This window comes from Pseudarthrobacter kochi (assembly GCF_055412805.1).
In genome coordinates, this window is the sequence record NZ_JBVAYV010000022.1 from 1 (window position 1) to 24,389 (window position 24,389).

Consider the following 24,389-nt stretch of genomic DNA (forward strand, 5'->3'; position numbering starts at 1 on the left):
GCAATCAAGGCGACCTCGCTAGCCCCCCCCCGATACTGGACACGTAGCCCCCCCCCGCCGTCGTACTCCCATCGATTGCTCCGCAACGGCCCTTATGAGGGCTCAAAAGGGCAGTTGCGGAGCAGCCGATGAGTACCTTAGCTGGCGAGCCAGCCGCAGGGGACTCAGGGACCTAAGCCGCAGCCGAGAGGGCGCCGCACTCCATGGGATGCACGCTGGTCAACTTCCATGGCGAGCCTGGCGACGAAGCTGACCGGGCGCGGGCCTGGTCGCCCGCCGTCTATGAACGCCCGCCGTCTATGAACGGATGAGGGCCGCGAAATCCAACTACGCCCCCGGCAACCTCCTGCGCTTCGGCCACACGATCACCGGCATGCCGTCCGCGTCGTACTCTCATCGATTGCTCCGCAACGGCCCTTATGAGGGCTCAAAAGGGCCGTTGCGGAGCAATCGATGAGTACCTTAGCTGGCGAGCCAGATATCCGGGCCGAAGACCTCGTAGTGGATCTTCGTCGCGGGAATGCCGGCGTTGATGGCCTCGTTGCGGATGCTCTTCATGAAGGGCAGAGGGCCGCACAGGTACAGCGAGGCGTTCGCGGGGAGGTCCACTTCGCGCAGTGACATGAAGCCCTCCCTGGTTCCGGCGACCGGGCGCTCGAGCCAGAGCTGGAGGTCGGCGCCGTCGAGGCGTTCGACGTCGTCCGTCATCTGGGAGCGCAGCGCCCAGCTGTCCAGATCGCTTTCCGCGTGAAGGACCAGGACCTGGCGGTCCGAGCCGGATTCGGCGAGGGAGCGCAGGATGGACGCGGTGGGGGTGCAACCGATGCCGGCCGAGGCCAGGATCACCGGGCTGTCGCCGTCCTTGAGCGTGATCTCGCCGTAGGGGTTGGAAATCTCAAGGACGTCGCCGACCTCGACATTGTTGTGCAGCACCGGGGAGACCTCGCCGCCGTCGTCGATCTTGGTGGTGAAGCTGCGGCTCGTGCCGGCGTCGCCGGAAAGGGAGTACTGGCGGACCTGGCGAAGGCCGTCCGGCAGGGTGACTTTGACACTGACGTACTGGCCCGGGAGGGCGGGGGTGATGGGGGTTTCGTCGGCCGGTTCCAGGGTGAAGGTCATGGAGCCGGTGCCGGCGGGGGCCTTGGCGGCGACCTTCCACGGACTCCACATCGTGCCGTTGGCCTGCGCGGCGTACAGTCCCTTCTCGAGCTTGATCAGCGCGTCCGCCATCAGCCAGTAGACCTCGGTCCAGGCTTCGGCGATTTCCGGGGTGATGACCTCGGCCAGGTCCTCGGCGATGGCGGCGAAGAGGTGCTCGTAAACCACCTGGTACTGCGGTTCGGTGATGCCGAGGGAGGCGTGGCGGTGCGCAATCCGGGCGAGCACGGTTTCCGGCAGGGTTCCGGGGTTGTTCACCAGGTGGGTGGCGAAAGCGGCGATGCTTCCGGCCAGGGCCTGCTGCTGGTTGCCGTTGCGCTGGTTGGAGCGGCTGAAGAGCCCGTCCAGCAGTTCCGGGTGCGCTGCGAAGAGGCGGGCGTAGAACTTGGGCGTGATTTCACCGATCCGGGAACCGACCAGCGGGAGGGTGGCCTCGATGACGGGGAAGGACTTGTCCGAGAGCATGTTGACTCCTGAGATAGTGGCCCGGGGTCTTCAGCCGGACCGATAGAAATACCTGTATTTGAAATGCAAGTATTTGTATCTCAGTTCTACATGGCGTAGAAAACAACTTCAAATCGGAGGGATTCCCGGGCGTGGCGGGTGGGGCGCGTGGCCCGGGTGGACGGGTACTGGCACGGGCTGCGGTTCAGAGGCCGGGGCGCAGGCCGATCGCCTGGAACACCGGCGCCATCTGCCGGGAGGTCGGCAGGGACGCGACGACGATGTCGTCCAGTTCGCGGTAGAAGGCTTCGCGGGCCCGGGAGAGGGCGCCGCGGAGGCGGCATTCGTTGATCAGCGGACACGCCCCGCCGGCGCCGACGCAGTCGGCCGGGTCCGTGCGGGTGTCCAGTTGGCGCAGGAGCTGGCCCACGGTGGCCACCCGGCCGGCGCTGCTGAGCCGGGAGCCGCCGTGCCGGCCGCGCTCGACGTCGATCATGCCCAGTTCACGCAGCTTCGCCATCGCCTTGCTGACGTGGTTATACGGCGTCGCGACGGCGTCGGCGATGCTCTGGGTGGTGAGGAGCCCGCCGTCGGGAGCGGCTGCGAGCACCATCATGGCGCGCAGGCTCACATCCGCGAAGGCGTTGATCTTCATAACGCCAGTTTACGGCGGTCTAGTCCACCCAGACGCCGGGCTCGTTGGTATCGGCGGAGAGCTCGCCGAATTCCAGCTCACGGGTCGCCGGGTTGGCGGCGTACGGCAGGACCGCGGCGAACAGGGAGCCGTCCCGGTGTTCCGCGGCCACGTGGATGGCGTCCGAGGCTTCTTCCAGCAGGGTGATGTCACAAACGATGGCCGCGGCGCGGAACTCATCCCGGTGCTGCCGCAGCAGTTCCGTGAGGTCGCTGATCATCGAGTCCGCGTCGAAGTCGGCGTCGATGCCCTCCGCCGCGTCGGCGGGGGTGACGGCAACCAGCCGGACCTCGCCGTCGTTCTCGACCACGAGGGCGAACGGCAGGAACCCGCCATTGCGCTCGAGCTGCTCCTGGGCGGCGCCGACCCCGGTGCCGAGCAGGTTCTCCAGATCGGTGGCGCTGGCCTCCGGGACGCTGTCGCGCCACGACCCGTCAGCGGACACTGTTGCTGGCTCAGTTGCGGCCTCCGCCGGCAGTTCCGACACGGTCCTAGCCCCGGACCAGCGCCAGGACGCGGTCGCGGACGCGCTCCATGGTGGCTGTGTCCGTGGCCTCGACGTTCAGGCGCAGGAACGGCTCGGTGTTCGAGGGGCGCAAGTTGAACCAGAAGCTGCCGTCCGTGGCGATGAAGGTGCTGCCGTCGAGGTAGTCCACCTCGACGTCCTCCGAGTGGAAGTCGAGGCGGACGCGTTCCACGGCGCCGGCCTTGTCGTCGATTTCCGAGTTGATCTCGCCCGAGGACATGTACGGCTCGTACTCGCGGCCGAGATCGGACAGGGGTCCGTCCTGCTCGCCGAGGGCGGCCAGGACGTGCATCGCGGCAAGCATGCCGGTGTCTGCGTTCCAGAAGTCACGGAAGTAGAAGTGGGCGGAGTGTTCGCCGCCGAAGATGGCGCCCTCTGCCGCCATCACGGCCTTGATGAAGGAATGCCCGACGCGGGTGCGCACCGCCCGGCCGCCGTGGCGTTCCACCAGTTCGGGGACGGCGCGGGACGTCAGCAGGTTGTGGATGACGGTGGGGTTGGCCTCGCCGAGACCCTGGGCACGGGCAATCTCGCGGCGGGCCACCATTCCGGTGATCGCGGACGGCGAGACGGGTTGGCCCTTCTCGTCGATGACGAAGCAGCGGTCGGCGTCGCCGTCGAAGGCCAGCCCGATGTCCGCGCCGTGTTCGACGACGGCGGCCTGCAGGTCGCGCAGGTTCTCCGGTTCCAGCGGGTTGGCGGGGTGGTTCGGAAAGGATCCGTCGAGCTCGAAGTACAGCGGGATGATCTCGAGGGGGAGCTTAGGCAGCAGGGCGTCGCCGAGCACCGCGGGCGTGGTGAGGCCGGCCATGCCGTTGCCGGCGTCCACCACCACCTTCAGGGGGCGGGAGCCGCGGAGGTCCACGAGGCTGCGGAGGTACTCGGAGTAGCCCTTCAGGACGTCGTGGACGCCGATCAGGCCGCGCGTGGCTGCGGCGGGGATGGATCCGGCGTTGAGGTATTCCTCGGCGCGGGCCTGGATTTCCTTGAGCCCGGATTCGGAGGAGATCGGCTCGGCGCCGGCCTTGGCCATCTTGATGCCGTTGTACTCGGCGGGGTTGTGGCTGGCGGTGAAGGTCGCGCCGGCTGCATTGAGCGCGCCGCAGGCGTAGTAGAGCTCATCGGTGGAGATGAGGTCGAGCAGCTGGACGTTGGCTCCGCGCCGGGCGGCACCGTTGGCGAAGGCCTTGCTGAACTCGGGCGAGGAGGGGCGCATGTCGCCGCCGACCAGCACCGTCTTGCCCTCCAGCTGCAGGACGTCGACGAACGCCGCGCCCACAGCCTCGACGATCTCGGCGGTGATCGATTCGCCGACAATGCCGCGCACGTCGTAGGCCTTGAAGGAGGCCGAGAGGTCATAAGTCTTTGTCTGGTCCGTAGTCACGCGTCTTATCTTACGTGGCAGGCGAATCAGGCTGTGGAGGAGTGCCGGCGGTGTCGCCCTGCCGCCGGGTTCGCTGTGATTGTCGGCTGTGATTGTCCACATAGCGGCGGCCGCGGCTTCGCGGCTGTCGGAGGGGGCTGGGATACTGAAGCAATGGCCAATATCCAGAACGCTGCAGTCCTGTCCGCTTCACCCGATGCTGCCGCCGGGCGTGGCGGGACACGGGAGCAGGCCCAGGAAGTGCTGCGCGAGCTGGTCGGGCACCCGGCCGCGGAGTTCCATGACGGCCAGTTTGAGGCGATCGAGGCCCTGGTCGACGGCGGCCGGCGGGCCCTCGTGGTGCAGCGCACCGGCTGGGGAAAATCGGCCGTGTACTTTGTCTCGTCCCTGCTGCTGCGGCGACGCGGTGCCGGGCCTACCCTGATTGTCTCGCCGCTGCTGGCCCTCATGCGCGACCAGGTGGCGGCCGCAGCGCGCGCCGGGGTCCGCGCCGTGGCCATCAACTCCGCCAACCAGCTGGAGTGGGACACCGTCCGTGAACAGCTCGCGGCGGACGAGGTGGATGTCTTGCTGGTCTCGCCCGAGCGGCTGACCAATCCCGCGTTTCGGGAGAACCAGCTGCCCGAGCTGATCCGCCGCACCGGGCTTCTGGTCATCGATGAGGCCCACTGCATCTCCGACTGGGGCCATGATTTCCGCCCCGACTACCGGCGCATCGCGGACCTGATCACCCAGCTGCCGGAGTCCGTTCCGGTGCTGGCCACCACCGCGACCGCCAACTCCCGGGTGGTCCACGACATCGAGGAGCAGCTGGGCGCCGGTGTGCTGACCATCCGCGGCGCCCTGGGCCGTGAGTCGCTCCGGCTGGGCGTGCTGCGACTGCCGGACTCCCGGGACCGTCTCGGCTGGCTGCTCACGCATCTGAAGGACCTGCCCGGCAGCGGAATCATCTATACCCTGACGGTCTCCGCCGCCGAGGATACCGCCCGGCTCCTCGCCGAAGCCGGACACGAGGTACTGGCCTACACCGGACGCACCGACCCCGCAGACCGGGAACGCGCGGAGCAGCTCCTGAAGGACAACCAGGTCAAGGCGCTCGTCGCCACGTCCGCCCTCGGCATGGGCTTCGACAAACCTGACCTCGGGTTCGTCGTGCACCTTGGGGCGCCGTCCTCGCCCGTGGCCTACTACCAGCAGGTGGGCCGTGCCGGCCGTGGCGCCGCGAACGCCGACGTGCTGCTCCTGCCCGGGTCCGAGGACCGCGACATCTGGCAGTATTTCGCCACGGCGTCCATGCCGTCGGAGGAGAAGGCCGGTGCCGTGCTGACCGCCCTCGCCGAAGCGGGGACCGCCGTGTCCACAGTGGCTCTGGAGGCGCGGGTGGACCTGCGCCGGACCCCGTTGGAGCTGCTGTTGAAGGTTCTGGCGGTCGACGGCGCCGTGGAGCGGGTGGGCGGCGGCTGGCGTTCCACCGGCCAGCCGTGGACGTACGACGCCGAGCGGTACAGCCGGATCGCGGAGGCGCGGGTGGACGAGCAGGATTCGATGGTGATCTACCAGGACACCGCGGGCTGCCGGATGGAATACATCACCTCCGTCCTCGACGACGAGACCGCGCGTGCCTGCGGCCGCTGCGACAACTGCGCCGGGCAGTGGTTCCCGGCGGACATTGCCGCCTCGGCCACCGAAGCCGCAGGCCAGACCCTGAGCCGCGCCGGCGTCCCGCTGGAACCCCGGCTGCAGTGGCCCAGCGGCATGGACCGGCTGGGCGTGCCGGTGAAGGGCAAGATCAAGCCCGAAGAAAGCGTTGCCGGCGGCCGTGCGCTGGCAAGACTCACGGACCTGGGCTGGGGCGGCGCCCTGCGCGAAGCCTTCGCCGCGGGAGCACCCGACCGGACGGTGGACCCCGGCATGCTTCAGGCGTGCGTCCAGGTGCTGCGCGAGTGGGGCGCCGGCGACACCCGCACGCCGGGCTGGAGCGGGGCAGGCCGGCCCGCCGCGATCATCAGCGTCCCGTCCCGCGGCAAGCCCGCCCTGGTGGACTCGCTGGCCAGGGGCATCTCCGAGATCGGCCGGATCCCCTATCTGGGGCAGCTGCAGCTCGAGCACGGCGGACCGACCGGCGGGCGCGGAGGCAACAGCGCCTACCGGCTGGCCGGGGTCTGGGACCGCCTCGTGGTGGGGCCGGAACTGGAGGCGGCCCTGGCCGGGATCCAGGGCCAGAGCGTCATGCTGATCGACGATCTGGTCGACAGCCGCTGGACCGTGACCGTCGCCGGCCGTGCGCTCAGGCTCGCGGGCGCCGGGGCCGTGCTGCCGCTGGTGCTTGGCCAGGCCGGCTGACCTCGGTTCCGGCGTGCCGTGGCAGCGTCAGGCTGTCCAGGTGCTCAGGAGCATGAACACCGCAATCGCCAGGAACGCCGCCCGGTACGGCGCCACCGGATCCCCTGCGGCAGCACCCGCCGCGCCCAGCCAAGGGCTGCCGGCCGGGAAGGCCCGGATCAGCAGGGCCCCGATCGCGATCCCGGCCGCGCCAGCGAGCTGCACGAGCGTCGCGGACACGGCGTTGGCGGAGGGCAGCTGGGCGGGAACGACGTCGGCGTACTGCACCGAGGCGTAGGCCGAGAAACCGATGGACCGGAAGGCCCCGCTGGCCACGAGCAGGGCAAAAATCAGCGGCTCCGGGGTGCCGGCGTCGAGCAGGGCGCACAGCGCAAAGGTTGCCGCGGACGCCAGGGACGCGAAGACCAGCACCGGTTTGAAGCCGAAGCGCCGGATGAGCGGGGTGGTGGCCGGTTTGATCCCGATATTGCCGACGAACACCGCCGCGACGAGGACCCCGGCGCGCAGCGGATCCCAGCCGAAGCCGTTCTGGAACATCAGCGGCAGCAGGAAGGGCACGGCACTGATGGTCAGGCGGTAGATGAAGCCGCCCGTCGCCGTGGCGCGGAACGTCCGGGCGGAAAAGACACCCAGGTCGAACAGGGGAGAGTTGACCCGGCGCATCCACCAGACGGCCGCGGCCAGGAACAGCAGCCCCGCGGTGATGTTGAGAGCCGCGAGGGCGCCGGGCCCGCGGCCGCCGGCCAGCTCCAGGCCCACCACGACGGCCCCCACGCCCAGGGTGGTGAGGGCCAGCCCCAGCCAGTCCAGGCGCCGGGTGCGGTCGCCCGGGGCTGCCGGAACCAGCCGCAGCGCCGCGAGGAACGCTGCGAGTCCCAGCGGGAGATTGATCAGGAAGATCCAGTGCCAGGACAGGAACGTTGTGAGCGCGCCACCGACGAGCGGAGCGAGGGCAGGGGCCAGCAGGCCGGGCCACACCAGGTAGGCCACCGTGAACGTCGCAATGGCCAGGCAGAACACGCGCCGAGGCGTTCGGCCAGCCAGCCGCTGAGCGGGATCCCCATCGCCACCGTCATCAGGTAGGCGGTCATGGTGATGTTGACGTCCGCTGAAGGGACCGAAAAGTCCGCCGCGATGCTGGGGATCGCGGTGGTCAGGACGGTGCCGTCCAGGAACTCCATAAAGAAGGTCGCAGCGACCAGCAGGGCCAGGCGGGGGCTCCACTTGTCCACTGGCCTGCCGGGAGGCGTGCCGGAGGGCCTGTCGGGAGGGCCTGCCGGGAGGCGTGCCGGAGGGCGTGCCGTTAGGCGGCGAGGGCTCGCTCATGCAGGGGCCGTTCCGGCGCCAGGTCAGTCCCGGGAGACACGGCCGGACTCCAACGGAGCGGATTCACGCGGCCCGGACTCGCATGGCCCCGACTCAAGCACTGCCATGGCCGCGTTGTGTCCGCCGATGGCGCTGACGGCACCGCCGCGCCGGGCGCCCGAGCCGCAGAGCAGGATCCGCGGGTCATCCGTCGCGACGCCCCAGCGCCGGGCCGGGGTGTCCAGGGGTGCGTTGTCCTCGACGAACGGCCAGTCGAGACCGCCATGGAAGATGTTCCCCCGCGGCATGCCGACGGCACGTTCAATATCCAGGGTGGTCTTGGTTTCGATGCAGGGCTGCCCGTCCGGCCCGGTCAGCAGCAGGTCCTCCACGGGCTCGGCCAGGACCGAGTTCAGGGACTTCAGGACGGCTGCCTGCAGTTCCGCCCGGCGTCGGTCATTATTGTCCGCCGTGATCAGCCGGTCCGGGACGTGCAGGCCGAACACGGTGAGGGTCTGCGCGCCGGAGGCCTGCAGCTCCGGGGACAGGATGCTGGGGTCCGTGAGCGAATGGCAGTAGATCTCGCACGGCAGCGGGTCCGGGACGGTTCCGGCCGCGGCGGCGAGGTAGGCGGCGTCGAGCTGCGACCAGGTCTCGTTGATGTGGAAGGTCCCGCCGAAGGCCGCTTCCGGGCCGACGGCCGGGTCCAGCAGCCGGGGGAGCCGCTTCAGGAGCAGGTTCACCTTGACCTGCGCGCCCTCCCGGAGGTGGTTCGGGTTCCGGGTGCTGCTCGGGGCAGCTGGGCGGGAGGGGGTCCTGAGCCGGTCCAGCACCACCGGGGCCACGTTGGCGAGGATCCATGACGCGGTGGCCGTGTGCTCCGCCCCGTCGTGTTGGTAGCTGACCATCCCTCCCGGGCGGACGGCCGTGACATCCGCGGACGTCAGGATTGTCGCCCCGGCGTCGCGGGCAGCCCGTTCCAGCTCCCCGGAGACTGCGCCCATCCCGCCGATGGGCACATCCCAGTCACCCGTCCCGCCGCCGACCAGGTGGTACAGGAAGCAGATGTTCTGCTGCAGGTCCTCGTCGTCCGCCCGGGCAAAGGTGCCGATCAGGGCGTCCGTCAGCACCACGCCGCGGACCAGGTCGTGCTGGAGTGAGCGGGCGATGGAGTCGCCGATGGGCCGTTCGATCATGGCCTCCCATGCCTCCTCTGCCCCGGCCCGGGCCGCGAGGGTCCTCGCCTCGGAGCGGGTGGGCAGCGGCGACGTCATGGTCGGCCAGAGGGCCTCGGTGAGCCGGCGGCAGCCGGCGTAGAACTCGGTGAAGGCGTGGAATTCGCTCTCCGGAGCCCCGGCGGCGGCGAAGGACGCCGCGGTGGCGGCGGCATCCCCGTTGTCGATCAGCAGGGCGTTCCGGCCGTCGTGCGGGTCGGGGGTGTAGGACGAATACCGGCGCCGCGCCAGCCGGATGCGCAGGCCGAGGTCGTCGATGACTTGCTGCGGGAGGAGGCTGACGAGGTATGAGTACCGCGAGAGGCGCGCGTCGACGCCGTCGAACGCCTGGGCGGACACCGCGGCGCCGCCGGGATGCTCAAGCTTCTCCAGCAGCAGGACCGACCGGCCGGCTTTGGACAGGTACGCTGCCGCGGCCAGGCCGTTGTGGCCGCCGCCGACGATGATCGCGTCATACGCGCTGTTGCCCGACCCGGGGTTGCTCGACATGGGCCTATCCTGCCATCCGGGCGGCCGGGACGGCGTCCGGTGTCCGGCACCCGGACGCGCCCGGTACGCAAAAGGCCCCGGTCCAGGGACCGGGGCCAAACGCGGAGACGGGGGGATTTGAACCCCCGGTGGAGTTGTGCCCCACACTTCATTAGCAGTGAAGCCCATTCGGCCGCTCTGGCACGTCTCCATTTGCTATTAACTAGCCAACCAAGGATACGCAGAAGGTGCCATACAGTGCAAAACGGCCACCGCGGGGTCATTTCGCGCCCAACCCGGCCCACACACCGGCGCGATGTGACCCCGCGTTGCCCCCGCCGGCAGGTACCGCGATCAGGCGCCGCGGCCCGCCAATGCCCGCCACAGGAAGTGCTGGCTGCGGCTCTGCAGGGCTGCGGCCTGCCGGTTGTCGGAGGCGCCGGCGTGGCCGCCTTCCAGCGACTCGTGGAACCAGACGTTGGGGATGCCCATCGCCTGCATGCGGGCGGCCATCTTGCGTGCCTGGACCGGCCCCACACGGTCATCCGAGGTGGCCGTCCAGATGAACGTCTCCGGATAGTCCACCCCGTCCTTGAGCAGGTGGTACGGCGAGAACGTCTTGATGAACTCCCACTGCCCGGGAACGTCCGGGTCCCCGTATTCTGCTATCCAGGAGTAGCCGGCGGACAGCTTGGTGTAGCGCCGCATGTCCAGCAGCGGGACCCCGCAGGAGACGGCCCCGAAGAGTTCCGGGTACCGGGTGAGCATGTTCCCCACCAGCAGGCCGCCGTTGGAGCCGCCCACGCAGCCGAGCCGCCCGCGGGAGGTCACACCGCGGGAGATCAGGTCCGCCGCCACGGCGGCGAAGTCCTCGTAGGCCCGGTGTCGCTTCTCCTGCAGGGCCGCGCGGTGCCACGAGGGTCCGTATTCGCCGCCGCCGCGGATGTTGGCCACCACGTAGACGCCGCCGCGGGTGTGCGGGGCGTCGCCCTCGTGCCCGGCGGATTCCGCCGTGCGGCGTTCCAGCCAGGCGCGGCCGACCGCGCCGCTGTAGGCAGGAGTCCGGGAGATTTCGAAGCCGCCGTAGCCGGAAAGCTGGGTGGGGTTCTGGCCGTCCAGCACGAGGTCCTTGGACGCCACCTGGAAATACGGCACCCGGGTGCCGTCCTTTGACACCGCAAAGTGCTGCTGGACCTCGTAGGCCGCTTCGTTGAAGAACGACGGCGAGGACCGGATCACTTCGTGGGTGCTGTCCACGCCCGCGCCCTGGGCGGCACGCTTCAGGGTCCCGCGGGTGAGCGTGCTCGGTGTGGTGAAACCGGTGGCCACGAGCCAGAAGTCGTTCCCCGCGCCGGGGCCCTCGCCCTCGGCGACCGGTGCAGCGCCGTCGGTCCCGTCGTCGTCGGAGTCGTCATCCGTGCCGTCGGCGCTGTCCTCGTCGTCGACGGCGTAGGCGTTGACGTCGTGCAGCGGCGGGCAGGCGTCCAGCATGGTGGACGCCCAGGCGGTGTCCGTCCCGGGCTGCTGCGGATCGAGGACCCGGATCTCCGAGGATACGTCGCGGAGCAGGTTCAGCAGCAGGAAGTCCCGGGTCCAGCTCCAGGACTGCAGGGAGGTGTGCTCGTCCGGAGTGAACAGCACGGACAGTTCCCGGCTGCCGGCAAGGTAGGCCGCGAACCCGGCCGCGAGCAGGGACCCTGCCGGGTAGGTCGTTGTCCCGACGGCCCAGTCCCGCTGCGGCCGGAAGAGCAGCCAGTCACGGTGCGCGCTGAGGTTCACATCCGCAGGGACATCGATCTGCACCCACTGCCCGTCGCGCAGCACCGAGGTGGTCTTCTCGAAAAAGCTGATCCAGTCCACGGCGAAGGTCCGCTCGAAGCCCGGGGTGGAGTCGTGCGCCACGAGCGCCATCATGTGGTCTTCGGGGATTTCGAACAGCCGCTCAGCCGTGGCCAGGGACCCGCCGCGGCGCAGCGTGACGCCGGTCCGGGCGTAGGAGGACGTGGTGCTCGGCAACCCGTCTGCCGTGCTGGACACCAGCAGGGTGTCCGCGTCCAGCCAGGAGGCGTTGCCCTTGGCTGTCGGCAGGTCAAAGCCGCCGGCCGCCGGGTCCACGAAGCTGCGGGTCTCGACGTCGAACTCGCGGTAGCGGTTCGCGTCGCCGCCGTCGGGGGACAGGGCCAGCAACGCCAAGCGGTGCGGCTCGCCCGCGGCCGGGCGCAGGAAGTTGGCGCCGTGGAACACCCACTCCTCACCTTCCGCCGCGGCAAGGGCGTCCACATCCAGCAGGACGTCCCAGTCCGGTGATCCGCCGCGGTAGCTGTCCCAGCTGGTCCGGCGCCACAGGCCCTTCGGGTTCTCCTGGTCCTTCCAGAAGTTGTAGTACCACTCGCCGTGCTTGCCCACCATGGCGATCCGGTCGGTGGAGTCGAGCACCTCGAGGATGCTGTTTTCCAGGGCGGCGTAGTCCGGGCCCTCCAGGAGCTCCTCGGTGCGGGCGTTCTGTTCCCGGACCCAGGCGAGCTGTTCGTCGCCGTAGATCTCCTCGAGCCAGATGTTCTCGTCGACGGGTTCGGGGGCGGTCCCGTCCGCGGCGGACCCGGTGGACGCGGCGGGACGGTCGGACTCGGGCGGGGGAGCAGCTTCAGCGGTGGTCATTTTTCCATCCAAGCAACATCGGCGCGCCAGTAGCAAGTCAAGCCGCGGGCCCCTGAAGCCGTCCCGGGCGGATCCGGCAGGTCCGGGCCGCGGGCCGGTTGCCGATACGCTGGATGCCGTGGGCATATCGCAGAGCATCCGGACGGCAGTGATTGGCGCCGGTCCCCGGGGCACGAGCGTGCTGGAGCGGCTGCTGGCCAACTGGGCGCCCGCCCGACCGGGCGCCACCTTGCACATTGACGTCATTGACCCCTATCCCGCGGGGCCGGGACACGTCTGGCAGCCGGGCCAGTCCCGGCTGTACCTGATGAACACGCAGTCGTTCTACCCCACCGTCATCCCCGAGGACCCGGACCTCGCGCGCCCGCTCGCCGGCCATACCTTCGACCGCTGGCGTGAACTGCAGCGCGGGCAGCCGCACCCTTCGCTCACCGCCGAGGAGCGCGCCGAACTGTCCGGCCTGGGTGCGGCGGACTTCCCCAGCCGGGCCCTGTACGGGCGCTACCTGCGCTCCACCGTGGAAGAGCTGCTGTCCCGCCTCCCAGCCGGCGCCACGGTGGATTTCCACAGCACGACGGCGACCTCCGTCCGCCACGCCGCCGCTCCCGGGGCCGGCGAAGAGGACGACGGCCGTGTGAGGTTCGACGTCGGGCTGGCCGACGGCGCGGCCCTCACCGTTGATTCCGTGGTGCTGGCCCTCGGCCACCTCGACTCGCGGCTCAACCCCGAACAGCGCGAACTCCGCGCGGCAGCCGAGGAATTCGGGCTGCTGTACCTGCCTCCGGCTGCTCCGGCCGACGTCGACTGGTCGCTCGTGCCGGCGGTCAAGCCGGTGCTGGTGCGCGGCATGGGCCTGAACTTCTTTGATGCCATGGGCCAGCTGACCGAAGGCCGCGGCGGGCGGTTCCTGCCGGGCGGGGACGGCGGAATGAGCTACCTCCCCTCCGGCCGCGAACCGCTCATCATCGCCGCCTCCCGGCGCGGCACCCCGTACCGGGCCAAGGCAACGCTCGCCGGGTACTACCCCGATGCCGTGACGCTCAGGTACTGCACCGAAAGCGCCCTGGCGAAATTCGCGGAGGCGGGAATCCGGCCTGCCTTCGACCACGACCTCTGGCCCCTCCTGCACCGCGATGCCTTCTGGGCCTACTACTCCACGCTGGCGCGCTCGCAGCCGGGGGCCATCCTCACGGATCCGAAGGAGTTCCTGAAGGAGCTGGAGCAGGCCCTGCACCCGCATGCGCACTCCGCCGCGAAATGGGAAAACCAGGTGGACTCCGTCCTCGAGGTCCACCTCCGTCCCGCCCACCGGCTCAACCTCCTGGGACTGGCGGCACCGCTGGCCGGCAGGTCATTCGGCTCCCGCGCAGAACTGGACAACGCCGTCGTCGAGTATCTGCTCGACGACGCCCGGCGATCCGCCCTGGGGGAGGACGACCCGGTGAAGATGGCCATCGGCGCCCTGCACCATGGCCGGGCGGTGCTCAAGACCGCCGTCGCGGACGGCGGCATCACCGATGAATCGTGGGTCGCCGGGCTTCGCGGCTGGTTCGAAGCTTTCGTCGAGGGCCTGGCCAGCGGGCCGCCCGCGCTGCGGGCCCAACAGCTTGCGGCCCTGGTCAGCGCCGGCGTCGTCCGGTTCGTCGGGCCGGACCCGAAGTTCGGGGTGGACCGCAAAACGGGGACCTTCACGGCCGTATCGCCCTGGGTGGGGAACGGCACGGACGACGGCAGCGGGGACGTGGTCACCGCCAGGGCCATGGTCGAGGCGCTGGCGCCGGCCAACCGGATCGCGATCAACGACTCACCCCTGCTGGAGCAGCTGCTCGCCGAAGGCCTGGTCCGCCCGAGGCTCATGATGACGGCGGAAGGAACGCCGGTGCCGACGTCCGGGCTGGACGTGGCGCCGCACCCGTACCGGCCGCTGGGCTCCAACGGCTCGGTGACAGACGGACTGTATGTCCTGGGGCTGCAGCTCTCCGCCGTGCAGTGGGGAACCGCGATCGCGGCCGAGGCCCGGCAGAAAAGCGGACCCGTGTACCGCAGTGGCCAGCGCACCCTGCGGGATGCCGACGAAATCGCCCGGGCCATCCTCGGGTGTTCGGCTCGTGACGGGTCCTGACGGGTCCACCCGCGAATGAGCATGCCCTCCGTACGGGCTGAGCGCTGGACATAGGGGCTATATGTCCAGCACTGCGGCCCGGGGGAGGGCATGCTCATTCGTGGGAAGCCGTTACTTCGGCGCCTCGGGGTAGATGCTGCGGGTCTCGGAGCGTTCGTGACGGCGGCGAAGCCAGTTGGGGCGGTGCAGCTTGGGCAGGAGCTTCGAAACAGCCAGGGCCGCATACATGACGGTGTTGATCGCCACAAAGGTCGCCATGATGGCGAACCACTGACTATGCAGGAACGACTCCGGGAGCAGGATGCCGGCGGGAACCACGACGATAGGCATCACGGGCCCACCCTGACCGTGGACCCGGTGCCGGATGCCGCGTGTTGGACGTGTTTCCAGTGGGCGGTCCGGCCCAGGGAGATATCGATGATCCCCTTGACGTAGACGACGTTGAGGAACATATCGAAGAAGAGTTCGGGCAGGAGCAGCAGGGCCAGGAGCCGGGCGCGCCAGCCGCCGTGCCAGACCGTGGCCACGCGCTCGACGACGAAGACGATGCCCATGCCCATCCAGAACGGGAACCAGATCCAGTCATCCAGGGACAGCACCATGAGCAACAGCAGCACAAGGTAGCAGCCCAGGGCTATGACGCCGTAGCCGATCCCCAGCTGCTGCGCCCAGTAGCGCAGGGTCTGTGGAGTGATCCCGTACTCGCCGATGTTTTCGAGGGCGCCCCCTGCCAGCGGAGCCGCTGGGCCCAGAGCATCTGCCAGCTCGGCATCAGTTCGGTGACCACGGTGCATTCCGACGGTGAGATCATCAGCGCTCCGAGGGATTTCAGGGCGATGGTCAGCTCGTTGTCCTCCGTCAGGGCCGAGGTGTCGTAGACATCGCCTGGGGTGCCGGGAAGGGAATCGCCGCGTTGCCCGGCGACGGTGCGCAGGGCGCGCGGCCGGAACAGCGAGGCGGTGCCGGTGAGGACAAAGACCCGGCCCCGCCGTCGTCGGATCTGCCGGCCGTACCGGATGTATTCGTTGCGCTGGAACTGTCCCAGCAGGCCGTGCCCTTCCTCGCCGTAGAAGAGCCCCCCGACGGCCATGAGCGCCCGGTCCCCGGTGAAGCGGGTGACGGCGGCGGCGAGGAAGCCGTCGTCGAGCTGGGTATCGGCGTCCATCACCATAACGACGTCATTCTCGCCCTGGCCCGGAAGCAGTCCTGTGAGCGCCTGGTTGAGGGCGCCGGCTTTCTTCTGGGTGTTGCCGACGGACTCGATGACCTCGACGCCGGCCCGGCGGGCGGCGTCGGCGGTCGAGTCGGTGCAGTTGTCTGCGATCACAATGATGCGGTCGGGCCGGTGCGACTGGGCCAGCAGGGACGCGAGCGTTGAAGGGAGGGAAGCCTCCTCGTTGTGGGCAGGAATCAGCACGGTCACGGTGACAGGCCCGGCAAAGTCGCCGTGGGTTGCAGCCATCACCACTTTGGGCGCCAAGGGAGTGATGCGCGGGTTCGAGGACCGGCGGCTTCTCGTGGTGATCCTGCGTTCAAGGAGCGCGACGCTGGCGGCCATCGTCAGCGCGAGCGCCATGGCGGCGAGCATCACGCGCGGACCCGGACTGTCGGTGTTGTAGAGCAAACTCCAGACGCCGACGATGACTTCGTGGGTCGGGGCGTCGGTCATGTCCGGGCCGCCGGCAATGACCGCGAACCAGAGCAGCGTGGCCCCGGTGGACGCCAGGACAGCAATGACGAGACCGACCGCCCGGTGGAACTTTCCCCTACCCATGCTCCAGACGCTACCAGCGGGTAGTGAATGCGCACACGTCACATTGCTAACATCCGTCACATAGCCACCATGCGCCTGCGCCCGCAAAAATGAGCATGCCCTCCGTCCGGGCTGAGCGGTGGACATATTGGCTATATGTCCACCGCTGCGGCCCGGGGGAGGGCATGCTCACTGGGTCAGGGCGTGGAAGCTAGCCCCTGAGGCACTTCCGGTACTGGAGCCAGGCGATGGAGTACTTGATCCAGCCCTTGAGGTCGTACCACTTCGTCGGCGGAACCGGTGCGGTGCACTTCGGCGGGACCGGCGTGCTGGCCGCGACCGGGACGTTCGCCTTCACCACGGTGCCGGATTCGACGGCGGTGAGCACCAGGGTGCCCGTGCCCGCTGCCGCACCCGCGGGAACCAACACGCTCACCGTGGCCGCACCGGCGGAAACCGGTACCGTGCCGAGTGCCGTGACGATGCCCTTCGAATCCGAGAACCCGGCGCGCAGCGAGGTGTTCACCGGGCTGCCCAGCGAGGTGAGGTCCAGCTTGGAGACTGCCAGGGTGATGGCCTCCCCGCCCTTGACCTCTGCGGCGGTGGTGTTGACCACGGCAACGGAGCGGCGTGCGAAGTCCGGCGAGACCGGGCTGTGTGCCTGCAGGTACTTGATCCACGCGTCGCGGTCCACAAGGCCGGAGTCCTTGGTGTTGGCGCCGGAGGTGAAGATGCGGAAGTTGTCGCCGCCCGTTGCCAGGAAGCTGAACGTTCCGATCCGGTAGGACTTCGCCGGGTCGATCAGCGCGCCGTTGACCCGGATCGAGGTGATCCGGTCACCGGCGGCGCGGGCGGCGTCGTAGGTGTAGTTGACGTTCTTGGACAGGCCGAGCTGCTGGTAGGCGCGGCTGGGAACCGTGCCGTCCGGGTTGGTCTGCCACTGCTGCTCCAGGAGCGTCTTGAACTGCCCGCCCGTCAGCGACGTGGTCCAGAGGTTGTTCACGAACGGCAGGACCGCGTTGGCCTCGGCGTAGGTGATGGTGCCGTCCGGCGCGTAGTACAGCTCGTTGCGCAGGCCGCCCGGGTTGACGACGCCGATCTCGGCACCGCCGAGTTCCGGCGCCTTGAGTGAGTCGACCAGGGAATCCGCGACGAGGTTGCCCAGGGTGGACTCGCTGCCGCGGTCATCGCGTGCTGCCGGGGTGGTGGCGGTGGCAGGCGTGAATGCGGTGGTGATATCGGCCTTCACCGCGCCGACCGGCTGGTTGCCGACCACTGCTGCGTCGGCGAGGGCCTTGTCAACGATGGTCTTGACGGCGGCGACCCGGGGGTAGTCGGCGACGAGGGCAGCTGCCGGCTGGTCGGTGGTGGTGGTGCGCTTGACGTTGCCAGCCTTGTAGCTGGTGACCGACATGGTCTTCGTGTCGATGGTCAACTGGATCTGGCCGATGTACTCGCCATAGTTGCCGGTCTGGACGATCGGGCGGGTCTTGCCCTCAACGCCGGGGACCGGGGCATCCCAGGAGTACTGCTTGTGGGTGTGGCCGTTGAAGATCGCCGCAACATCGGGGGTAACCCCGGTGACCATCTTGGCGAAGGGGCCGCCGGCGGCGACTTCCTGCGCCAGGGTGGAGCCTTCGGGCGCGCCGGAACCGGCGCCGTCGTGGTTTTCCACCACGATCACGTCGGCGAGCTTGTCCGCCTTGATCTTCGCCGCGACGCGGTTGATGGCGTCAACGGCGTCGCCGAACTCGAGATCGGCGATGCCCGCGGGGGTGACCAGTGAGGGCACTTCCTGCGTGACGGTTCCGATCACAGCGACCTTGACGCCGTTCAGGTCAAGCACCGTGTACTCCGGCAGGACCGGCTCGGTAGTGCCCTTCTTGTAGACGTTGGCGCCCAGATAGCGGAACTGGGCGTTGCTGCCGCCCGCGATGACGCGGTCGCGCAGGTCGGCCCAGCCGCCGTCGAACTCGTGGTTGCCCACGGCCGAGGTCCGCAGCTCAAGGGCGTTCAGCACATCGATGGTCGGCTGGTCCTTGGCAACGGCCGAGGCGAACAGCGAGGCGCCGATGTTATCGCCCGCAGAGAGGAATGCCGTGGCGCCGGGGGCAGCCGCGGCCCGCAGCTTCTCGATGGTTCCCGCGAAGAACACGGTGTTGGAATCGATGCGGCCATGGAAGTCATTGATGCCGAGGAGGTTCAGCTCAACGCTGGCCGGGATGGCCGGGGTCGTCGGCAGGTTCAGGCCCACCACCACCGGATCGTGGTCGCTCGCCCGGAACTGGTCCGGAGCGTAGTAGTTGGTCACGTTGTTGTTGTACCGGCTGTACTCCAGGGCCACGGACTCCACGGAGTTGATGTTCCAGATGTCGGCGCCGGTGGCGATGGCGTTGGCGCCCGGTGAGGCGAGGATGTGGTCCAGCGAGCCCACCAGGCCCCCGAAGAGGTAGGAGTGCTTGGCGGAACCGTCGGCGTTCTTGGCCTTTTCGTCCTGGTTGACGTAACCCGCGGCCGTGAGGACGTTGATCGGGTCTTCCTTGGCGTAGGAGTTGAAGTCGCCGATCAGGAAGACCTTGTCGGTGCCCTTGGACTTCTGCAGTTCGTCAGAGAACGCCAGCAGGGACTGGGCCTGGGCGGTGCGGGCGAGGTTTGAGGCGCCCTGGCCCTTGTCCGTGTCGTCGGGAGTGGCGGCTGAACCCTTGGACTTGAAGTGATTGGCGATCGCGATGAACTTCTTGTCGTCGGTTGCGCCGACCGGCTTGAAGACCTGTGCCAGCGGCTTGCGGGCACTTGCGAAGGCGACGGTGTCGTTGAGGATGATGGATTCGCCCACCGGCTCTGCTGCGGCCTTCTTGAAAATGAAGGCGGTGCGGATCATGTCCTCGTCCGCCAGGGGAGGCGCGTTGGCGGGTGTGCGGACGTAGTCCCAGATCCCCGGCGTGGCGATGTTCAGGGCGTCAACCAGCTTGGCCAGGGCGTCGTCACGGTTCTTGCCGAACTGTGCGGAGTTCTCGACCTCCATGAGGGACACGACGTCGGCGCCGGACTTGCTGATGGCGGCGACGATCTTGTCCTGCTGGCGCTGGAGGTTTTCGGCGTTGGCCGCGCCGCGGGCGTCGCAGCCTCCGCGGACGGTGATCGGGCTGCCGGCCCGGTCCGTGTAATACGTGCACCCGGTGAGCTGATCGCCCGTGGTGGGGAAGTAGTTCAGCACGTTGAATGAGGCGATCTTGAGGTTGCCGCCGACAGCTGCCGGGGCGTCCGTGCGGGTGGTGGCGCCGAAGCTTACGGGCTGCACCGTGTCCGCGTTGGCCGGGGTCAGCTGGGTCAGCGGCTGGAACTTCCAGGAGTTGTTGGTGTAGCTGAGCACCACGTTGGTCTTGAAGCTCACCGGTGCGCCGACGCGGACGGGTTCCGTCGTGGTCAGGTAGGGCAGCTCCAGTGCCTTGGTGGTGGCGTCCTTGAGGAAGTTGGTGGTGGCGCCGTCGTCGAGCTTGATGCCGCGGGCGGCGTTGGCGGCGACGGTGGCGTTGTACTCGGCCGAACCGTAGGGCGCGACGGCGGTGGGCTGTTCCAGCGGGGTGGTGCCGCTGGCCAGGCCGATTTCGCCATACTGGTTCAGCGAGAAGTTGTCGGCGACCGTGACAGGTCCCTGCGGGGTCAGCAACATGCCTTCGAGCGATTCACGGAAGGCTTCGTCGGCCGGGAGGGCAAAGCCGGTGGCCTTGACCTCGGGGGCGGCCTCGGTGAGCTTCAAGACGCCTGCCGCGGCGGCGACGCTCACCTGGGTCATGCCGTAGTATTCGCTGACGGCACCAGTCACCTCGACGTAATCGCCGATCTGGACGGAACCGGCCGTGGCGGACGAGAAGACGAAGATGGCGTCCGACGCCGGGTGGTTGGCCGGGGTCAGATCGCCGCCGGTGCCGGGGGTCTGGATGTAGTAGCCCGCGAATCCGCCGGTGGGGAATGCCGCGGTGACCTTGCCCCGGGTGGTGACGGAGGTCCCGACGAGCGGGCTGGCGGTGCCGTTGCCCTGGATCTCGGCAATGGTCTTGGCTGCCGGCGGAGTGACGGGGCCCGGGTCGACCGGAGGATCGACGGGGGCGGCTGCGCCGTTGACCGCCTTGGGGGTGATCGTGGTGTTCAGCGTGAAGTCCGCGGAGTTGTTGTTGCTGTCAACACCGTTGCTGCGGTTCAGGCTTTTGACATCGGTGGTGGCAGAGGGGGCCTTGGCTGCCTGGCTTTCGAAGGTCAGTGAGGTGCCGTAGCCGAGAAGATCTGCCACGGCCCCCTGCTCGATCACGGAGCCGGTGGCGAGGTCGGTCAGGGCTGTGGCTTGTTTTGCAAGCACGATGGTTCCGCCCGGGTTTCCAATGTTGAACCCGGTGGACGTGGCGTCGGCGGCGGGAAGATCCGCGCCGTTTGCGCCATTGCTGCCGGCCTTGAGCAGGTAGAAGCCCTTCGCCGGAATGGTGCCGGACAGGGGCGCAACATTGCCCGGCGCCCCTGAATTGCCCGGGGCGCGGTACTGGAGCGACCAGCCGTCCAGCGAAACCGGGGCGTCCGAGGTGTTGTACAGCTCAACGAACTTGTTCTTGTAGGCTGCTCCGGCGCTGCCGCCGCTGAGGTACGCCTCGTTGATGATGACCGGCGAAGTGCCAGCCGCTGCCGGGGAGACCTCCACGGCAAACGCCGGCACAGCGGCCAGCGGGGCTGCGATGAGCCCCGCGGACAGCGCTGCGCCGAGCGCTGTTTTCCAAGGTATGTGTTTCATCCGCTCTAACTCTCATTAGGTGCCCGGGTAAGGGCTGGGTGGAGGGTGTCCGGGTGATGCCGCGGACCGGCCGGTCGTTGCTCCTGGTCAAGCAGGTCCCGGCACATCAAAACAGGGGTGAATGAACACGATGTGTCTTGCGTGTGCATTCGGCGAGACGTCCCCCAGCGGGACGTGTCACAGCCGCCCTGGAGACCCTGGCTGCGGCCCCAGCGATGGTGTTGACGGAGCTTTCGAACTGCGTGAATTAGCTATCCGCGGCGGCTCCAGGCGCCGGGCATCCCAAAAGAATACCGGCCAGTTTCCGCATGGGAAGGGGCTGGCCGGTATTTACTACAGCAGTTTTATTAAAGCTTTTGCTCAGCTTTTCTGAAGTTTTTCGAGGGACGCTCAGATCCGGGGCGGGCGCGCGTCAGCGGTTTCCGGCGACGATCTTGAACATGGCCCCGGTGGGATCAGTAAGGGTGGCGAGGCGTCCGAACGGGCTGTCTTCCGGTGCCTGGATCACTGTTGCGCCCATCGACGCGGCCTTCTCGGTGGCGGCGTCCGCGTCCTCAACCGCGAAGTAGACCTGCCAGTTGGACGGGACCTCGGCAGGGAGGTAGCCGGAGGCGTCCATGATCCCGGCTTTGGCGGCGTCCCCGGCTCCGAGGGTGGTGTAGCGGAATTCAGGGGTGTCGCTCAAGACGAAGGTGTCCCAGCCGAACACGTCCTGGTAGAACTTGACCGCGGTGGCGTAGTCCTTGGTATGGAGTTCATGCCATGCCGCGGTTCCGGCTTCCGCGGCGAGTTCGTAGCCCTTCATCTCGCCGGGCTGCCAGATGCCGACGGCCGCGCCCGTGGCATCGCCGACCATGGCCATGCTGCCTTGTTCGGGGACGTCCATGGGTTCCATGTAGACCTGTCCGCCATGCTCCGCCGCGCTCTTGACCGTCGTCCTGGCATCGTCCGTGCGCAGGTAGGTGGACCAGACGTCCGGGAAACCGGCCTGCTCTGCCTGCTTCTGCATCATCCCGGCGACGGACTTGCCGTTCTTCCGCGCCGTGATGTAGCCGCCGTATTTCTCCTGGTCGCCGGTCTCGAAGGTCCAGCCAAAAAGCGCGCCATAGAACGACTTGGCCTTCTCGGTGTCGGAGGTCATCAGGTCGATCCAGCACGGCGCTCCGTTGGAGTGATCGGGTGTTGGCATTGTGGGCTCCTGTTCTCTTCTGCGGCCGTGAATCGTGCTGCCGGGGCCGCCGAATGTGTGGGGTAGTGGAGAAGACACCGCGAGACTATGCCGGAGCACCGACGGTTTCAATGGTCCGGCGGGCTGGCCGGACACGCAAAAATGCCCCCGGTTCCGCGCAGAGCGCTGAACCAGGGGCATTATTCGCGGAAGGTAAGAGATTCGAACTCTTGGTACGGGGTTACCGCACACTGGTTTTCAAGACCAGCTCCATCGGCCGCTCGGACAACCTTCCCTAACGAGTAGTGTTTCATAGGCAGTCGGCAGCAACAAAAACCGCGGGCGCGCCCGCGGACAGGGGCAACTCCTCCGCCTACTCTGGGAGGAGGCGCCCCGGGCGTGGTGTGCCGTAGCCGCATCCGCGCTCGACGGCTGCAACAAGTTCGTTAGGAATCGGGAGTTCTCCATGAAGGCTGTCTATATCTCAAAGCCGGGCGGACCCGAGGCCCTGGAGGTCCGCGAGGTCCCGTCCCCGGTGCCCGGCCCCGGCGAGGTGCTGATCGACGTCGTGGCCGCGGGGCTAAACCGCGCCGACGTCCAGCAGCGCAAGGGCCACTACCCGCCGCCACCCGGCGCCTCGGAGGTTCCCGGGCTGGAAGTGTCCGGCCGGATCGCCGGATTTGGGCCCGGCGTCACCAAACCCTTCTCCGTGGGGGACAAAGTCGTGGCCCTGCTGGCCGGCGGCGGCTACGCCCAGCAGGTGGCCGTTCCGGCGGGGCAGGTCCTGAAGGTCCCCGACGGCGTCGACGTCGTCACCGCGGCATCCCTGCCGGAGGTTGCGGCGACGGTGTATTCCAACCTCATCATGACGGCGCAGCTGCAGCCGGGCGAGACCGTCCTCATCCACGGGGCCACCGGCGGCATCGGTACCATGGCCATCCAGCTCGCCAAGGCCTTTGGGGCCGTGGTGGCCGCCACGGCGGGCACCGCAGAGAAGGTCGGCACCGCCAAGGCATTCCTCGGTGCGGACATCGCGATCAACTACGCCGAGGAGGACTTCCCGGAGAGCCTGCGCGCGCAGAATGGCGGCAAGGGCGCGGATGTCATCCTGGACGTCGTCGGGGCCAAGTACCTCACGCAGAACGTGGACGCGCTGGCGGACTACGGGCGCTTGGTGGTGATCGGTCTGCAGGGCGGTGCCAAGGGCGAACTGGACCTCGGAAAACTGCTGAGTAAGCGGGCGGCGATCATAGCGACGGCGTTGCGCCCGCGGCCCGTGGAAGAGAAGACCGTGATCATGGATGCTGTCCGCGACGCGGTCTGGCCGATGCTGGCCGATGGGCGGATCCGGCCGCTGGTCGCAAGGACGTTCCCGCTGGAGCAGGTCGCTGCCGCGCACCGGTACTTCGACTCCGGCGACCATGTCGGAAAAATCCTGCTGGTCATGTAGCCTGTGGCCCAGGCCCTGTGGCCTGGGCCTCAACACTTATTCCATTCGTGGCATATCCGAATTGCTTCGGGATATCAAATGACTGTATTGTAATTCCATACGCGGTATACACGCGTCTTGGGGCGCGTGTATGCTGTCGTTCCGCTACCCTTTGGGGGCATCATGTCCATCCGTCACAGCCTCCTCGCCCTCCTGCAGGACCGGCCACGCTATGGCTACCAGCTCAGGATCGAATTCGAAGACCGCACCGGATCCTCCTGGCCCCTCAATATCGGGCAGGTCTACACCACCCTCGACCGCCTGGAGCGCGACGGCCTGGTCCGCAAGGATGGTGCCGACGGTGAGGGCCACGTCGTTTACAGCATCACCGCCGAAGGGCGCGCTGAAGTCAGCAACTGGTTCACCTCACCGGTGCCGCGGACCAGCCCGCCGCGGAACGAACTGGCCATCAAGCTCGCACTGGGCCTGACGCTCCCCGGCGTTGACGTCGGCGCCGCCATCCACGCCCAGCGCGCAGTGTCCATCCGGGCACTGCAGGATTACACCAAGGCCCGGCGAGACACGGCATCCCAGCACCGCCCGACCGACACCGCGCGGCTGCTGGTACTGGATTCACTCATTTTCCAGACCGAGGCCGAGGTGCGCTGGCTGGACCTCTGCGAGGCCCGGCTCATGCAGTTGACCGTCCCGCCCGCCTGACTCCCGGCCCACCGGCAGGGCAGTAACCGCCAGGGCGTGTACCGGCAAGCGCCTGTACCGGAAAGTAACACCGTCCGGTAACAACCCTGCCGTTCGGCGCTTTTGCCCGGCCGTTCATCGCCTCCACTGAACCGCCTAACACAAAGCCATACCCTTGAATCGTCGTGGTTGGTAGGGTGCCTTGGGGCACATCTGTCGTGGA

15 protein-coding genes, 2 tRNA genes and 1 pseudogene are annotated in these 24,389 nt (G+C 68.3%); 4 read left to right on the forward strand and 14 right to left on the reverse strand.

What is annotated here, in order from left to right; translation table 11 throughout:
- Nucleotides 1–462 precede the first annotated feature (462 nt).
- The 4 genes from ACZY0Y_RS11925 to ACZY0Y_RS11940 all read right to left on the reverse strand — a co-directional run bounded on the left by ACZY0Y_RS11925 (nucleotide 463) and on the right by ACZY0Y_RS11940 (nucleotide 4,206).
- Nucleotides 463–1,623: a globin domain-containing protein gene (locus ACZY0Y_RS11925; protein ID WP_463958177.1), complete on the reverse strand. Its 1,161-nt coding sequence runs from the start codon at nucleotides 1,621–1,623 to the stop codon at nucleotides 463–465.
- Between the two features lie 184 nt (nucleotides 1,624–1,807).
- Nucleotides 1,808–2,257, reverse strand: a complete 450-nt coding sequence (locus ACZY0Y_RS11930; protein ID WP_463883549.1) for an RrF2 family transcriptional regulator — start codon at nucleotides 2,255–2,257, stop codon at nucleotides 1,808–1,810.
- A 19-nt stretch (nucleotides 2,258–2,276) separates the two neighbouring features.
- Nucleotides 2,277–2,783, reverse strand: coding sequence for a hypothetical protein (locus ACZY0Y_RS11935; RefSeq protein WP_463883547.1), 507 nt, complete (start codon nucleotides 2,781–2,783; stop codon nucleotides 2,277–2,279).
- A 4-nt stretch (nucleotides 2,784–2,787) separates the two neighbouring features.
- Complete coding sequence (locus tag ACZY0Y_RS11940) at nucleotides 2,788–4,206, reverse strand: phosphomannomutase/phosphoglucomutase (protein WP_463958179.1); 1,419 nt, start codon at nucleotides 4,204–4,206, stop codon at nucleotides 2,788–2,790.
- A 153-nt stretch (nucleotides 4,207–4,359) separates the two neighbouring features.
- On the opposite strand from ACZY0Y_RS11940, the gene ACZY0Y_RS11945 reads away from it, so the two are divergent.
- Nucleotides 4,360–6,549 (forward strand): RecQ family ATP-dependent DNA helicase, encoded by a 2,190-nt coding sequence (locus ACZY0Y_RS11945; protein ID WP_463958181.1) that lies wholly within the window; start codon nucleotides 4,360–4,362, stop codon nucleotides 6,547–6,549.
- On the opposite strand, the pseudogene ACZY0Y_RS11950 reads toward ACZY0Y_RS11945, so the two are convergent.
- The 4 genes and pseudogenes from ACZY0Y_RS11950 to ACZY0Y_RS11965 all read right to left on the reverse strand — a co-directional run bounded on the left by ACZY0Y_RS11950 (nucleotide 6,494) and on the right by ACZY0Y_RS11965 (nucleotide 12,215).
- Nucleotides 6,494–7,781 (reverse strand): annotated as a pseudogene (locus tag ACZY0Y_RS11950) (MFS transporter). The gene ACZY0Y_RS11945 and the pseudogene ACZY0Y_RS11950 sit on opposite strands and share 56 nt — an antisense overlap.
- 117 nt (nucleotides 7,782–7,898) lie before the next feature.
- Nucleotides 7,899–9,578 carry a phytoene desaturase family protein gene (locus ACZY0Y_RS11955; RefSeq protein WP_463958183.1) on the reverse strand — a complete coding sequence of 560 codons (1,680 nt, stop codon included), beginning with the start codon at nucleotides 9,576–9,578 and terminating at the stop codon, nucleotides 7,899–7,901.
- A 102-nt stretch (nucleotides 9,579–9,680) separates the two neighbouring features.
- Nucleotides 9,681–9,768: transfer RNA gene (locus ACZY0Y_RS11960), tRNA-Ser, on the reverse strand.
- Nucleotides 9,769–9,911: 143 nt separating this feature from the next.
- Entirely contained in the window at nucleotides 9,912–12,215 is a 2,304-nt protein-coding gene (locus ACZY0Y_RS11965; protein ID WP_463883543.1) for a prolyl oligopeptidase family serine peptidase, read from the reverse strand.
- A gap of 118 nt (nucleotides 12,216–12,333) precedes the next feature.
- On the opposite strand from ACZY0Y_RS11965, the gene ACZY0Y_RS11970 reads away from it, so the two are divergent.
- Nucleotides 12,334–14,337 (forward strand): FAD/NAD(P)-binding protein, encoded by a 2,004-nt coding sequence (locus ACZY0Y_RS11970; protein ID WP_463958185.1) that lies wholly within the window; start codon nucleotides 12,334–12,336, stop codon nucleotides 14,335–14,337.
- A 111-nt stretch (nucleotides 14,338–14,448) separates the two neighbouring features.
- On the opposite strand, the gene ACZY0Y_RS11975 is transcribed toward ACZY0Y_RS11970, so the two are convergent.
- From ACZY0Y_RS11975 to ACZY0Y_RS12000, 6 genes are all read right to left on the reverse strand, one after another.
- A complete protein-coding gene (locus ACZY0Y_RS11975) occupies nucleotides 14,449–14,670 on the reverse strand; it encodes a hypothetical protein (protein ID WP_443094290.1) in 222 nt (73 codons plus the stop codon).
- Nucleotides 14,667–14,954, reverse strand: coding sequence for a hypothetical protein (locus tag ACZY0Y_RS11980; RefSeq protein WP_463958187.1), 288 nt, complete (start codon nucleotides 14,952–14,954; stop codon nucleotides 14,667–14,669). The genes ACZY0Y_RS11975 and ACZY0Y_RS11980 overlap by 4 nt, the downstream gene beginning before the upstream one ends.
- Before the next feature lie 17 nt (nucleotides 14,955–14,971).
- Nucleotides 14,972–16,111 (reverse strand): glycosyltransferase family 2 protein, encoded by a 1,140-nt coding sequence (locus ACZY0Y_RS11985; protein ID WP_463958189.1) that lies wholly within the window; start codon nucleotides 16,109–16,111, stop codon nucleotides 14,972–14,974.
- 190 nt (nucleotides 16,112–16,301) lie between these two features.
- Complete coding sequence (locus ACZY0Y_RS11990) at nucleotides 16,302–20,870, reverse strand: ExeM/NucH family extracellular endonuclease (RefSeq protein ID WP_463958191.1); 4,569 nt, start codon at nucleotides 20,868–20,870, stop codon at nucleotides 16,302–16,304.
- 412 nt (nucleotides 20,871–21,282) lie between these two features.
- The gene (locus ACZY0Y_RS11995) at nucleotides 21,283–22,059 is read right to left on the reverse strand and encodes a VOC family protein (RefSeq protein ID WP_463958193.1); all 777 of its coding nucleotides are present in this window, start codon (nucleotides 22,057–22,059) and stop codon (nucleotides 21,283–21,285) included.
- A 186-nt stretch (nucleotides 22,060–22,245) separates the two neighbouring features.
- Nucleotides 22,246–22,333 (reverse strand) — tRNA-Ser (locus tag ACZY0Y_RS12000).
- Nucleotides 22,334–22,504: 171 nt separating this feature from the next.
- On the opposite strand from ACZY0Y_RS12000, the gene ACZY0Y_RS12005 reads away from it, so the two are divergent.
- Nucleotides 22,505–23,488, forward strand: coding sequence for an NAD(P)H-quinone oxidoreductase (locus ACZY0Y_RS12005; protein ID WP_463958195.1), 984 nt, complete (start codon nucleotides 22,505–22,507; stop codon nucleotides 23,486–23,488).
- A 162-nt stretch (nucleotides 23,489–23,650) separates the two neighbouring features.
- Complete coding sequence (locus ACZY0Y_RS12010) at nucleotides 23,651–24,187, forward strand: PadR family transcriptional regulator (protein ID WP_463883534.1); 537 nt, start codon at nucleotides 23,651–23,653, stop codon at nucleotides 24,185–24,187.
- Nucleotides 24,188–24,389 lie beyond the last annotated feature (202 nt).

Excerpts from the sequence above, each read along its gene's own strand:
- ACZY0Y_RS11925 (WP_463958177.1), bottom strand. The coding sequence starts at position 1,623 with ATGCTCTCGGACAAGTCCTTCCCCGTCATCGAGGCCACCCTCCCGCTG.
- ACZY0Y_RS11930 (WP_463883549.1), bottom strand. The coding sequence starts at position 2,257 with ATGAAGATCAACGCCTTCGCGGATGTGAGCCTGCGCGCCATGATGGTG.
- ACZY0Y_RS11945 (WP_463958181.1), top strand. The coding sequence starts at position 4,360 with ATGGCCAATATCCAGAACGCTGCAGTCCTGTCCGCTTCACCCGATGCT.
- ACZY0Y_RS11955 (WP_463958183.1), bottom strand. The coding sequence starts at position 9,578 with ATGTCGAGCAACCCCGGGTCGGGCAACAGCGCGTATGACGCGATCATC.
- ACZY0Y_RS11965 (WP_463883543.1), bottom strand. The coding sequence starts at position 12,215 with ATGACCACCGCTGAAGCTGCTCCCCCGCCCGAGTCCGACCGTCCCGCC.
- ACZY0Y_RS11985 (WP_463958189.1), bottom strand. The coding sequence starts at position 16,111 with ATGGGTAGGGGAAAGTTCCACCGGGCGGTCGGTCTCGTCATTGCTGTC.
- ACZY0Y_RS11990 (WP_463958191.1), bottom strand. The coding sequence starts at position 20,870 with ATGAAACACATACCTTGGAAAACAGCGCTCGGCGCAGCGCTGTCCGCG.
- ACZY0Y_RS11995 (WP_463958193.1), bottom strand. The coding sequence starts at position 22,059 with ATGCCAACACCCGATCACTCCAACGGAGCGCCGTGCTGGATCGACCTG.
- ACZY0Y_RS12005 (WP_463958195.1), top strand. The coding sequence starts at position 22,505 with ATGAAGGCTGTCTATATCTCAAAGCCGGGCGGACCCGAGGCCCTGGAG.
- ACZY0Y_RS12010 (WP_463883534.1), top strand. The coding sequence starts at position 23,651 with ATGTCCATCCGTCACAGCCTCCTCGCCCTCCTGCAGGACCGGCCACGC.